We start from the raw sequence: 12,194 nt of genomic DNA, 5'->3' as shown, positions 1-12,194 counted from the left end.
TTTATATACAAATTGGTGGTCGATCTATTCTTGGTCGAACAACTTGTATTTAAATTTGCACCCTAATGCTATTTCAAAAATGGGGAATCAACCAGGAAAAATAATGGTTATATATACTGCTTAATCGTTGGGGTCGCCATTCAGTGCTGATCAATTATTCCGCTTTGTAATCGAACGGTCGTGGGTTCAAATCCCACCATCGGCTTTAGATTCGTTAATTCCGATTAAGCTTAATATTTAAACTTAAATAATATATGTCTAACCGAAAAGATAGGACAGAACGAAGTGATTTTTCACCTAGACAAGAAAAGCAAGAAAGAACGGATAGTGGTGGAGGAATAAACATTGCGGGAGAAACAGATTTAGGAGATGTTGGAGGTATCGATATTAGCGCTCGCGCAAGATTTGGAACCGAAGGACTAATACCTAATCAAGGAATTACAATTGAACGAGACGTCAGTAATAACACAACTAAACTAGGATTAGGCGTAGGTTCTTCAAAAGGAAAATTAGGAGGAAACGTCGGAGTAACAATTGGTTACGATGAATTTGGCAATCAAGTAGTTAAAGAAGTAGAATTAGGCATAAACATTGCAGGATTTGGTGGAGAAATTGAAATTGACGACGAAGGTAATGTGACTACTTCAATCAGTGCAGGAGGAGCCAAAATTGAAGTAGCTATCGATAGTGAGGGTAAAAAAACAGTTTCAGTATGTTACGGTATTCCGGGTGGTGAGATTTGTGTTGACTTTAAGCCTAAAGATTCAGAATCACCTACGCCGTCGCCAACGCCGACACCAACGCCCACACCAACGCCCACACCAAATGATTCAACTCCCGAAGCCGTAGAAGTACCTGATACTGACGTTCAAGGATGGGTCTTTGTTCATGTCAAAAGTAACAGTATTAATCTTCCTTACCAAGGTTTTGCTTCAGCTTTTATAAAACGTAAAATATTAAGTCCTATCGAAGAAAGACTTGGTGGATATGTTGGTCGTGCGCCAATGAAATTATCCTCTCAAGTTGAACGCATTACTCCTAATCCTACAACTTTTGATGAGGTAATAATTGAAAAAAATGGAGTAAAATTGTTTGTACATCGAATTCCAGTTTATGAGCCAATAGCGGTTAGAAATCCTGAAACAGGCTTTTTTGAAAATAAAGAAATAATCAGACAAAATGCTGCTAGCATATATTTTACAGGTGATAAATTACCTTTGTTTTTTTGGGGGAGTTTTAGGGAAATAAGAAATTTCTTAAAAATTAATAACGAGCAAAATAAAAAAGAAAAAGAAATATTTCCCGAAAGTTACACTGAAGCAATTTATATCCCTTTCGCCTGCATTCCTTACTACGGCCCAGTAGAACTGCCTCCACCCCCACCGCCGCCTTCGCCATATTTACCCAATAAACCTAATAAAATTAAAAAAATGAAAGATTGCTGTGACAAAGTTGAAGAAATTTACAAGTATCTAGGAATTGCTAAGCTTAAGAGAAATAAATTCCCGGTAAGTAACGCTTTTCTTGTTCCAGGTGGTAGCGGTAACGATAACTGCTTCGATTATTATTCAATCATGCAAGCTTTATTCAGAATGCTAGCCAACGGATTGATTATCAATCCCAAAAGTAAGCCGTTAGGGAGCGAATGGCAGAACGTAAACGCTACGGCGTGGGCATCCGCCATGTACGAGATGATGGCAGAAAGTATGAGCGACGGGAATAGCACTCAGCGCTTTGAAGTAGCTGCGATGATGCAGCTCACTCAAGTGATGGCAACCCTAGCTGAAAATGGTAGAAAAATTGAGTTTGTTGCAGACGGAATTGGACTTGAACCGCTGCTTGTTCCAGAAGAAGTTCCCGTGTGTTTTACTATTTATGAAGGTCACAAAGGGTTCGGCAAGAAAGAACCCAAAAAAATTAACGTATCAGGACTTAAAACAGATGATGATGTTGAAAAGGTTCTCGGTAAAATGCTAAACCCTAGCTTGATACCGATTACAGCGTGGAAATTCAAACCGGGGCAAATATCAATAAATGAGGCACTAAGAAATGGCTAGAGGAGCAGGTGGTAAAAATTCGTCAGGTAGTGGGGCAAGTAGCAGTAAAACAACTACGAATCAACAAAGAGAAGCCGCTGGCAAAGGCGCTATCAAGGAAGAACTTTTAAGGAAAAAGGATGAACTTATTAAATTAAAATCTCTTGACGTTTTTCTTATGAAGGACGTATTGGGAACCAATCCTAAAAAAAGTGACATGAAACCAGAATTAAAGGACATGGTTAAGCGGCTTAAAGCCAAAAAGTCAAAGGTTGTTTAGGAGTCCTTTTCCACAAATAGCCGGCAACTGTAGCCGGCTAAACCAGAAAATAGACTTGAAAATAGGGACAGTTCACTTACTTTTAGCTATTGTGTATAAAATAATACGTTGATTTTTTATTCCACAGTGTAAGCAGTAGTTTTTGCCGTGTTAAGACTAAGTTGCTGTGCTATGCTTGATACGTTAACAACGTGCGTAAGGACAGTCACAATGAACGTTTGGAGCTTAATTATTGAGGCTTTTAAAATGCTGGTGGAACGTGACACAATTCTATCCGAGAGACTAGCTAAAATGGAAGAGGAAACCGGGCTAGAAATCACAGAAGAAAGTGTTACTCAATCGCAACTGCAAGAGCTGGTAGGAAGAATGCAAGAACACCTTGCGCCACCCGTGACAATGAGCCTCAAGGAAGAGTAACGTTTCGATTATCTCGGTTCTGGGTCTTTAGGGTTTGCCCGGTGTAACAGCCGGGTTTTTTGCTGTTCGATTAAAAGTCGGAGGTAGGAGTCGAACCTACTATTTCAAGCTTATGAGACTTGCGTGAAACCGTTTCACTTCTCCAACAAGCCCCATTTTAACGACTTGGGTGTCGGTAATTTGTAAGGTTTTCTTCCTCCTGTACTTTTTAATCAATCGCCGTACAGGAGCGATTCTGCTGCTTCTTGATTAATCGAGCCGCATAAAGCGCGATAGCGTGTTACTGGCTCACACACGCCATGGAGTATTGATATTATTATAACTGCAAAAACACTTTGGTAAATTTACTATTTGGTCATTTTTTGCTGTTAGGCGCCTAAAGACTTCCTTTTTCACAAGTAGCCGGCAACTGTAGCCGGCTAAGCCAGAAAATACACTTGAGAGCAGAGAGAGACTTTACTGCCTTGATTCGTACTATACACACAATGTGAGTGAAAAATTCCTGCTTCCGTGCCGGGCGATCGACAACAAAAAACCGCCCTTTTTAGGGGGCGGTCAGTAGGGTAGGAGTAGGGAGCTACACTTTTACACGTCGGGAAAACTTGCAGCGGTATTGACTCCTAAGTAATGTTTTTGGATAACCTCCACACTGTTACCGCAAGCGGTTGCCAATAACAATAAATCGGTGCCAGCGTGTGCCATAAGGGTAATGAACGTGTGACGGGTATGGTAAGGGGAGAGGTAGCAGCTTATTTTACCTTCATCGGCTAATTGAGTAACTACACCGGGATAGCGGTAAACTTTCCCTTTTGTTCCACATCGAGCCTCTTGCCATAGGTCGCCAAAAGTATTCGTATTGTAAGAATTGCCCTGTGTATTAACAAAAACTAAATCAGTTGGTTTTGCATTATCAGGCTTGATACATAGCAGTAAATCGTTAAGTTTGGGATAGATTTTAAACAATCGTATCTCGCCTGTTTTCGTAACCTGAGTGTTTTTAAGCCTTCCGTTGTAAGACTTGCTAAACCTGACATAGTTTTTGTTGCGTCCAATAAATACGTCTTGCCACCTTAGAGCGAAGGCTTCCCCGCTGCGACATCCAGTTAAAAACAAGAACTCAACCAAAGATGCTACTTGACGATGTCTTCGACTTGAAGATTCGTAAAAAGCTTTGACAATAGTGTCTCGTTCTTCCTTAGTAAAAGCACGGCGGTCTTTTTCTTCTGGGTCGATATCAGTATCATCAGTTTCCCACCATTCTTTAACATCTCCGGCTGCTGTTATTGTTGGTTTGTATTTATCAGCTTTATTTTCTATATTTCTACTGATAGTTACGAACGGATTAACAGTAAGTTTGGTTTTACCTAGGGATTGTAAGCGAGTGAAAGCTTGGGAAAGTTCAGCCTCAACCCTAGCTTTATTTCTAACACTTGCAGTCTGTTGAGCGATTCGTTGCTCTAGATTGCTGTCTGAAAGCAAAAGGCTGTATATTTCGCTTCCATTATCAACAAATTCATGCTTAGAAGGATTCCAGTGCAATCCTTTGATGATATTGGTGTAAGTTCCAGCAAAAATGGTTTCAAACGTTGTGGGCTGCAACTGCGGACGTTTCCATTCCAAGTAATCTTCCCACATTGCCCCTACCGTGATTTCAGGCTCCGGTTCAGGTATGGGTGCTGCCAGTTTTAGTTCGGCAGCGTACTTAGTTTTTAAGCCGTACTTGGCAAAAGTGGGGTCAAACAATTGCTGCCAGTCTGGGTGCTGTAGGTCGCCTTCGATCCGCCACGCGATAGCGATCGCCTTTTGCTGATTTTCAGGAGTATCCTTCATCCCTAAACCCTGATGCTTCCGCTTACCCCCAAAAATGGGATTGTACTTGGTACTGAATTGTAAGCGGAGTGAACCGTTATCAGACTGAACTTTGATTGTCTCAGGAAGGGCTTGTGATTTAGCGTACATATTGTTTTTTCGAGGTTCTGTAAGGGTTTCAAACTTCTATCAAGTTTCTAGCAAATTTCGATAAACCGAGTCGTGTGCATAGTGTGAGTGAAGCTGTAGAAACAATATAGCACGGTTAGTATATGAGTGTACTGACTTTGATGCTAATTTTGGCTGCGGGCTGACGATCGAATGCGGTCGGGGCAAACTGTACGTTACCACTGAGATCTTGCACCATTCTCAATTAGCCTTTTATGAACAGGCTTTCCGGCCTGTTCCACAAAGAGTAGATTTTCTTGTGGAACAGGCCGGAAGCCTGTTGCTGACGTGCAAGATGTGAGTTACCAGGATCTCGTGGCAATGGAGGGGCGATCGATCGGGCACGCCCGAACAAATAGCTTTAACATTAAGAAACAATAACAGGCGCTTGAGAAAAAACAATGAGTCAGGACATGGAGCGGGAATTTGCTAGCCGCGACGAATTAATTGCCTACGTGCGCGAACAGTTCCCCGAAGCAGCCGCCCGGGACAGCAGCGTAGCCCCGATTTTAGGCGGGCGGAAAGCAGCCGAGATAGCCCTGCAACAAGTTGACCCCGGCAAGTACGCCTCAACCCGCAATTTCCTCAACGGTGCGGTAACGCGCTTGTCGCCCTATTTGCGCTACGGCGTTTTGAGTCTTGCGGAAGTCCGGGATGCGGTGCTGGAGAAGGTGCGGTATCGAGAAGAGGCCGTAAAACTCGTTAACGAGTTGGGTTGGCGGGATTATTGGCAGCGACTGTACGCCGAATGGGGCAAGGGGATTTGGGAAGACCGGGAAGCCTACAAAACTGGTTACACTGCTTCATATTACAGCGAAACTCTGCCGGAGGATGTCGTGGAGGGCACGACTGGTTTGGTTTGCATCGACAGTTTCAGCCGCCAGTTGCGAGACACTGGTTATTTGCACAACCACCAGCGGATGTGGACTGCCGCTTATCTGGTACACTGGCGCCGCGTGCGCTGGCAAGCCGGAGCTCGCTGGTTTTTGCAACACTTGCTAGATGGAGATCCGGCAAGCAACAATCTTTCTTGGCAGTGGGTAGCCAGCACTTTTAGCCACAAGCCTTATTTTTTTAATCGGGAAAATTTGGAGCGTTACACTAAGGCGGTTTATTGTCGCGATTGTCCTCTGTACGGGCAATGCGATTTTGAGGGGACTTACGAATATTTGGAAGGCAAGTTGTTTCCTGCAGGAGAAAAGGTCGATCGCAGCGGCGGTTCTAAAAGTTGGAACCGCCCTCAAAAAGGTCGCATAAATTAAAAATTTATTGGTTGACTGTTGACTGTTGACTGTTGACTGTTGACTGTTGACTGTTGACTGTTGTCATTAGTTACCAAATACCAATTCCCGATGCCCAATTCCCCATTCCCGATGCCCAATTCCCCATTCCCCATTCCCGATGCCCCATTCCCCATTACCCATTCGTAATTTATGAACGATCGGATTATTTGGCTGCACGGCGACTGTTTGAGTCCTGAAGGCCCCGCTTTTCAAGCGCACCCAGAGGCACCTGCCATCTGGGTTTGGGATGATGCGCTCATTGATGAATGGCAGTTGAGTCTCAAACGAATGGTGTTTATTTACGAATGTTTGCTGGAGTTGCCGGTAGTTATTCGGCGGGGCGATGTGGCTGCGGAAGTTATCGCTTTTGCGATCGAATCCGGCGCGAATCAAGTGGTGACTGCGGAAAGTCCCAGTCCTCGGTTTCACGATATTTGCCGGGAAATTAAGCGATCGATCCCTGTAGAAGTTTTACCGCACGAACCCTTTGTCCGCTACGATGGTTACATTGATTTGAAGCGTTTTTCCCGCTACTGGCGCGTCGCTGAAAAATATGTTTTCTAATGGGTAATTGGGAATTGGTAACTGGAAATTGCCAATTTCCAATTCCCAATTCCCAATTGTTAAGGGGGCATGGGTAGAAAAAGAAGAAAGAGAAAAAAGGGATTATCTTATTTTTTCCTTCTTCCCTCGAACCTCTTCCCTCAAACTTCAACATCCATTCGTTAAATCCTCGCTCAAGCAAATCCGTTGCCGAACTCCCCTCAACATCCGTTAACTCCCGTACACTGCTAGTTCCCGAACTTCAAATCCCCTTCAAACGCTGCAACAGCCATTGAAATCTAGATTCAGCCAAATCTGGATTTTCCAAATTTTGCGGGATGGCGCGCTCGTCGTCGGGGTCTTGATATATTAAATAATCAGTATCTTCGCCGAAGCGTTTGACTGTACCCCGCAGTCTCGACGACAGAAATTTGGTAATCGCCCGATAAAACCGCAGGGAAAAAAGCACGTCTTGCTCGAGTTTTTCAGTTAGCAGCCGCCTGGGAATTGACAGAATGAGGCACTCTTCAATTGCCGTGACGCTAGCAGAAGGAAGCCTCCCGTCTACAAAAGACATTTCGCCCAACACTTCCCCGGAAATAATTGTTCCAATTTCTTTGCCGCCCAAAGATGATACAGAAACGCTCAAAGTTCCATCCAGAACTATGTACAGGGCGTCTAAGGGCTTACCTTCGGTAATCAGGGTTGTGCCGGGGGGGACTTGGGTGCGGGTGCCGTTGGCGAGCATCCAATCGATGTCGCGATCGCTCAATTCGCCTAATATGACTAGAACTTTGCTCATAAAGTCAGGTTGAGATGAGATACTTTGTCTGTTTTTACTTGTTGAGTTGCGTGCTGTTGTTAGATGGTTAGACCCTGAGCGAAAGCGAAGGCTAAACTTTACTAATAGAACACTAAATTTTACACAATTATCATAATATTCAGTAATTTTGACACGATCGAGCCCCAACTCTTTCTCGGATCGGTGCTATTATTCTACATTACTTGTCAGGGACTCTGCAGCAGCCGATCGCCTTGGTGCAACTGCGCTTGCTCGGGACGGCCCTGCTGCCAAAACTGTTTTGAAAGCTTGCTGTCTCTAGGTTTCGAGCTGGTGCGCCCTCAAAAACGGGATTTTGAGGGTTCTGCTGCGCCGCGCCATCAAGTACAGTATTGTAGAATGCAAGCGAGGCGCCCGATCGACCCCTCAATTAAACTGGATTAAGGGTGAAATCATCCCTAGGATTGATTTTTAGCCGATCGAACGGTTAATTTTAATTAACCTCTAAACCCGCGGTCGGTTCTTGAATCTAATCAGCTTGATAGTTGACTCTTCAACGATTGAGTGCCAATCTAGGAACAACACAACTCATATTTGTGTCTTTTTTTAGCAAAGCTCTCGACGGTCGCCCTCAAACACTTACCAAGAAATTGGGTTTAAAGCCCCGTCCATCTAGAACGGCTTTTTATTCAATATAAGCAACTAACTCCTCCCATTCTATTTCAGTTAGTCGCAAGTTGTAGTATACTTTGGTTCTTGCCATTGTCATCTGTTTAAGGTACCCTTGTTAATTATAGTGGTCAAGGTAATCAACCACTTACAAAACCTTGCTGCCAAACGGCAAAGCACTGAACCTTGACAATTAAATCTCTGCGGTTCTACTGCATTGTTCTAGTTTCTTCCTAGCAGTGGTTAAAAGATTTATAGGGGCTAGACGAACAGTAGTTTGAAACAAATTTGTTTCAAACTTAAACAGGACTTGCAGCAATGCAAATAGGGTAGGGCATACCCGAATAAACGCTTGGGGAGAATCCCACCTCTAGTCTAGATGACGCAAGGATTCGCTAGTTAAGTGGTTTCGTTGAACCAAGAATCCCCGCGCCTGATTGTCGGAGAATGTCAAACTTTTAACACACCGTTCATTGAGGAGTTTCTTATGAAGAGTCTATTTTCCAAGTCTGGTTTCGCGTTAATAAATCTTGCAGCTTTAGCTGTTTGTTGCAGTACCCTGTCAGCGAAAGCTGAAACGGGTCACTTGCCCGATGTCGCTACAACTGCAACAATGGCAACTCAAAATATTGACCAAATTTCTGAGCCGGCGGCAACTTCAGCAGTTAAACCCGACGCAGAAACAACGGCTACTAATACAAAAATTGATTCAATCAGTTGGAGCGAACTAACAGAAGCGGTAGAGCCAGCAGCCTCTGAACCGGCAGCCAACTTGCAAGTATCTATTGCTGCACCCGAAAAATCGGAAGCAGCAACATCGGAAATTGCTGGGACAGAAACCGAGCAAAATACCTCCATTGTTGCTGAGACACAAAAGTCGGAAGAAACCGCTAAGATTGCTGATAATGGCGTCAAAGTGCAGTCAACGAGCGAGACTGCCAAAAAGAGCGATCGACCTACCTCAATTGTTGCCGATCGCAATAATTCTGAACCGACTGCAACCAAGGAAGAAAAAGAAGTCAAAACAGCACAAGAATTGTTGAGCAATCCTGTCAGCACTTCCGCCTCAGCTCTGACAAACAAACCGAAAGTTGCCCAAAAACCGGCAACTGTCTCGGAACCAACTGAAAAAGTGGCTCAAGGAAGTGAAATCCGACCAGGCCGAGCTACCCGTTCCGGGCCCAGCTACATCGGCATTGGCGGCAATCTAGGTTTTGGCGGAGATTCAGCCTTAGGCGACGGTTCATTTGCGATTATTAGCAAAATCGGTTTGACGAGCAATTTGTCGGTGAGACCGACTGTTTTGTTCCGCGACAACTTAGCTTTTCTAGTTCCCGTTACCTTCGATTTTGTATCTCAAGAGGCCGTCGAAGTCAGCGAGGATTTTGTGATTAGTGCTGCTCCCTATGCAGGTGCTGGCGTGGTAATTTCTACTGGCGATAACGGTACTTTGGGCTTCCTGATTTCGGGGGGTGTAGATGTGCCGCTGTCGAGAAATTTTACAGCAACAGCGGGACTGAATGTTGGTTTTGTGGACGGAGCTGAAGTGGGATTGTTAGTCGGTGTCGGCTATACGTTCCCGAATCTTGCCAGGTAGTGTTGCTGTTTGAGCAAACGCACGACAAATAAATATGCGCGGGGTTGGCTGTAGGAATACAGTCAACCCTTTTTGATGGTGGAAAATCTGTTAATGCGATTCGTGTAGAGTGCGCCATCAGCACAGACCGGTAATGTAGGGTGCGTCAATCGATTTTAGATTTTAGATTTTAGATTTTAGATTGACCCCACGGATAAATGCGGGGGCTTGAGGATTTTCGATTTTCGATTGTGGATTGATTCCACGGATAAATCACGTGGCGGGTACCACCTTTGAAATTCGCTTGTCATCAGCACAGAGCGGCGATATTGATTTTTGTGAAAGATATAATCATGGTGCGATCGTACTTTCTCACCAACCACCCGAAAAAACCGTGACCAAAACAGAAATCTTAGCAGCACTCAAAAATCTGACAGCAGAAGAACGCCTAGAAATCATCGAAACAGCTTCGCGAATGATGCGCGAAGAAATAGAAGAAAAAGCCCAGCGCAAAGCTGAGAGAAAGCGGAAACTCAGAGCCGCAGCAGAAGCAGCAGTCCCCTTATATGAACCAGGAGGGCCGCTTCACGATTTGTGGTCGCCCGACAGCGAACCGTATTTCGATTCAGAGGAAGAATACCTCCGCGCAGGGGTAGAAACTAATGCGTAAGGGCGAGATTTGGCTTGTCAGACTAGATCCAACGGTGGGAGATGAAATCGGCAAAACTAGACCTGTTGTGGTTGTCAGCGATGATGAAGTGGGAATTTTGCGGCTCAAAGTAATTGTTCCAATTACAGCATGGAACGATCTTTTTTCCCCACTTGATTGGATGGTTTGACTAGAACCCAGCGGCGAAAATGGCTTGGCTAAAGTCTCCGCCGCCGACGCTTTTCAAGTCCGTTCCGTTTCCCAACAAAGATTTGTCCGACAACTCGGAACCTTGTCCGAGACAATTATCAAAAATTTGGGTTTAAAACCTCGTCCTTTGAGGACGGCTTTACTTGAGTGGTGAACATAAAGCTTTAGATGCTTCCATGATTAAGAAATCTAACAAATTCCTTGACTGAATTGGCAGTTTCATTTTAAACTCAAACAACTTAACTAATTAGGGGGTGATTTAAGCTTGCTAACAAACTACGTTTACAAGCTGCGTCCCAACCAGACGCAAGATTTAAAAATGTCGCACTGGGTGGATATGCTTCGCAGTCACTATAATTGGTGTCTCAACGATAGAATTACCCAGTACAGTCAACAGTTTGTTCAAGGTGATTACTGCGATATTAGAACTAAAAGTGAAACTTGCCGTTAACCTGCTTTGTTAGCAAGAATGGTGCGACTGGTAATCCTTGGAAAAACTCAAAAGTAGACTCGGAAGGCAAAATTAAGAATCCTCGTCGCAGTGCTGGAGATATCCAAATTACAGCTTTGCCCGAGTTGAAAACAGCTAGACCTTGGTACAACGAAATAGATTCAACAGTTCTACAGCAGAACGTTAAACGCTTAGATATTGCCTACAAAAACTTCTTTGAAGGTAGAGGCTTCCCTAAGTTTAAGAATCGTAGCAATTTTACTTCTTTCACTTTTGTCATGGGAGTAAAGATACAAGGCAACAAAATCTACTTACCAAAACTAGGATGGATGCGATTCTATAACTCACGCTCAATTCCAGATGGTTTTAGCATCAAAGCCTGTGCGGTTAGAAAACGGCAAAATGGTTGGCAAGTGTCTATTAGGATCGAGTCCAAGTCTATTCCCGATTACTTAACTAAATCTCTCAAAGATGTTGCTAAAGTAATTGGATGCGATCTGGGGATTACAAAACTGGTTCATCTTTCTGATGGCTCTTTTATTGAAAATCCCAAGTTCTCAACCACCAAAAAAGCTAAACGCACCTTAAAAATCAGACAGAGACGGGTTAGTCGCAAAGTCAAAGGTAGTAAAAATCGTAAAAAAGCAGCTAAAAAACTCGGGCTTTTTCATCAAAAGAGCGGTGATAAACGTCAAGCGTATCAATGGAAAACCGCCCACAAAATAGTGGATAAAAATATTGATGCGATAGCTTTAGAAAACTTGAATATTTCTGGAATGCTACGTCGGTGTCGATTAAAAATTGACGAAAAAACAGGAAAATACCTCAAGAACGGACAATCCAGAAAGAAAGGTTTGAACCGTTCTATATCGGATGCAAGCTGGGGTGAATTGATTTTAAAAATTGAGTATCTGGCTGCAAAGCAAGGAAAAGTCGTAATTAAAGTCAATCCTAAATACTCAAGCCAAGAATGCCGAAATTGCGGTCACACAGATAAGTCTAATAGAGATGGCGAAAAATTCATGTGTGCTGAATGTGGCTATCATGAACATGCTGACATCGGTGCTGCAAAAACTATTAGAGATAGAGCTTTAGAAATGGTACGCGGGGACTCCGCGAAACCTGGTATTATGTACCTAAACGCCCACAAGATATCACCACCCTCAAAAAGCAAACGCAGTGAGTTTGGGAACCCTAGCAATAGGGATATTAAGATCGAAATGTCTTAAGAATCCTCGTGCCTTCAGGGCGAGGAGTGTCAAGGAAGAAATTGCAGAAGCACTGACAATTGTTCTGGATCTGGATTGAATAACTAGGCAACA

At 43.8% G+C, this 12,194-nt stretch carries 13 protein-coding genes and 1 tRNA gene; 10 read left to right on the top strand and 4 right to left on the bottom strand.

Features of this window, described 5'->3' with window-relative positions; all coding sequences use genetic code 11:
• The first annotated feature begins 254 nt into the window (after positions 1-254).
• The 3 genes from QUB61_RS11765 (at position 255) to QUB61_RS11755 (ending at position 2,733) form a co-directional block, all read left to right on the top strand.
• Complete coding sequence (locus QUB61_RS11765; RefSeq protein ID WP_333130736.1) at positions 255-2,057, top strand: hypothetical protein; 1,803 nt, start codon at positions 255-257, stop codon at positions 2,055-2,057.
• Positions 2,050-2,316 (top strand): hypothetical protein, encoded by a 267-nt coding sequence (locus QUB61_RS11760; RefSeq protein WP_333130738.1) that lies wholly within the window; start codon positions 2,050-2,052, stop codon positions 2,314-2,316. The genes QUB61_RS11765 and QUB61_RS11760 overlap by 8 nt, the downstream gene beginning before the upstream one ends.
• 210 nt (positions 2,317-2,526) lie before the next feature.
• Positions 2,527-2,733 (top strand): hypothetical protein, encoded by a 207-nt coding sequence (locus tag QUB61_RS11755; protein ID WP_333130741.1) that lies wholly within the window; start codon positions 2,527-2,529, stop codon positions 2,731-2,733.
• Between the two features lie 75 nt (positions 2,734-2,808).
• On the opposite strand, the gene QUB61_RS11750 is transcribed toward QUB61_RS11755, so the two are convergent.
• Positions 2,809-2,880 (bottom strand) — tRNA-Met (locus QUB61_RS11750).
• Between the two features lie 438 nt (positions 2,881-3,318).
• A complete protein-coding gene (locus QUB61_RS11745; protein WP_333130743.1) occupies positions 3,319-4,692 on the bottom strand; it encodes a tyrosine-type recombinase/integrase in 1,374 nt (457 codons plus the stop codon).
• 419 nt (positions 4,693-5,111) lie between these two features.
• On the opposite strand from QUB61_RS11745, the gene QUB61_RS11740 reads away from it, so the two are divergent.
• Entirely contained in the window at positions 5,112-5,972 is an 861-nt protein-coding gene (locus QUB61_RS11740) for an FAD-binding domain-containing protein (protein WP_333130745.1), read from the top strand.
• Here the strand turns inward: QUB61_RS11740 and QUB61_RS11735 are convergent.
• Positions 5,969-6,127 carry a hypothetical protein gene (locus QUB61_RS11735; RefSeq protein WP_333130747.1) on the bottom strand — a complete coding sequence of 53 codons (159 nt, stop codon included), beginning with the start codon at positions 6,125-6,127 and terminating at the stop codon, positions 5,969-5,971. The two genes, QUB61_RS11740 and QUB61_RS11735, sit on opposite strands and share 4 nt — an antisense overlap.
• A gap of 16 nt (positions 6,128-6,143) precedes the next feature.
• Between QUB61_RS11735 and QUB61_RS11730 the strand changes: the two genes are divergently transcribed.
• Positions 6,144-6,557: a hypothetical protein gene (locus QUB61_RS11730; protein ID WP_333130748.1), complete on the top strand. Its 414-nt coding sequence runs from the start codon at positions 6,144-6,146 to the stop codon at positions 6,555-6,557.
• A 241-nt stretch (positions 6,558-6,798) separates the two neighbouring features.
• Here the strand turns inward: QUB61_RS11730 and QUB61_RS11725 are convergent, their stop codons facing one another.
• Positions 6,799-7,338, bottom strand: a complete 540-nt coding sequence (locus tag QUB61_RS11725) for a cyclic nucleotide-binding domain-containing protein (RefSeq protein WP_333130750.1) — start codon at positions 7,336-7,338, stop codon at positions 6,799-6,801.
• A 1,135-nt stretch (positions 7,339-8,473) separates the two neighbouring features.
• Here QUB61_RS11725 and QUB61_RS11720 point away from each other — a divergent pair.
• The 5 genes from QUB61_RS11720 to QUB61_RS11700 all read left to right on the top strand — a co-directional run bounded on the left by QUB61_RS11720 (position 8,474) and on the right by QUB61_RS11700 (position 12,101).
• On the top strand, positions 8,474-9,583 hold the full coding sequence (locus QUB61_RS11720) for a hypothetical protein (RefSeq protein ID WP_333130752.1): 1,110 nt from the start codon (positions 8,474-8,476) through the stop codon (positions 9,581-9,583).
• A gap of 256 nt (positions 9,584-9,839) precedes the next feature.
• Positions 9,840-10,232 carry a hypothetical protein gene (locus QUB61_RS11715; protein ID WP_333189946.1) on the top strand — a complete coding sequence of 131 codons (393 nt, stop codon included), beginning with the start codon at positions 9,840-9,842 and terminating at the stop codon, positions 10,230-10,232.
• The gene (locus tag QUB61_RS11710) at positions 10,225-10,401 is read left to right on the top strand and encodes a type II toxin-antitoxin system PemK/MazF family toxin (RefSeq protein WP_333130756.1); all 177 of its coding nucleotides are present in this window, start codon (positions 10,225-10,227) and stop codon (positions 10,399-10,401) included. Before QUB61_RS11715 ends, QUB61_RS11710 begins: the two co-directional genes overlap by 8 nt.
• Before the next feature lie 285 nt (positions 10,402-10,686).
• Positions 10,687-10,872: a helix-turn-helix domain-containing protein gene (locus tag QUB61_RS11705; protein ID WP_333130760.1), complete on the top strand. Its 186-nt coding sequence runs from the start codon at positions 10,687-10,689 to the stop codon at positions 10,870-10,872.
• Complete coding sequence (locus QUB61_RS11700) at positions 10,863-12,101, top strand: transposase (protein WP_333130762.1); 1,239 nt, start codon at positions 10,863-10,865, stop codon at positions 12,099-12,101. Before QUB61_RS11705 ends, QUB61_RS11700 begins: the two co-directional genes overlap by 10 nt.
• Positions 12,102-12,194 lie beyond the last annotated feature (93 nt).

This window comes from Microcoleus sp. C2D2, from assembly GCF_036702495.1.
GTDB lineage: Bacteria > Cyanobacteriota > Cyanobacteriia > Cyanobacteriales > Microcoleaceae > Microcoleus.
Note: the sequence above shows the minus strand (reverse complement) of the source record. Positions and strands in the feature narration are given on the sequence as shown.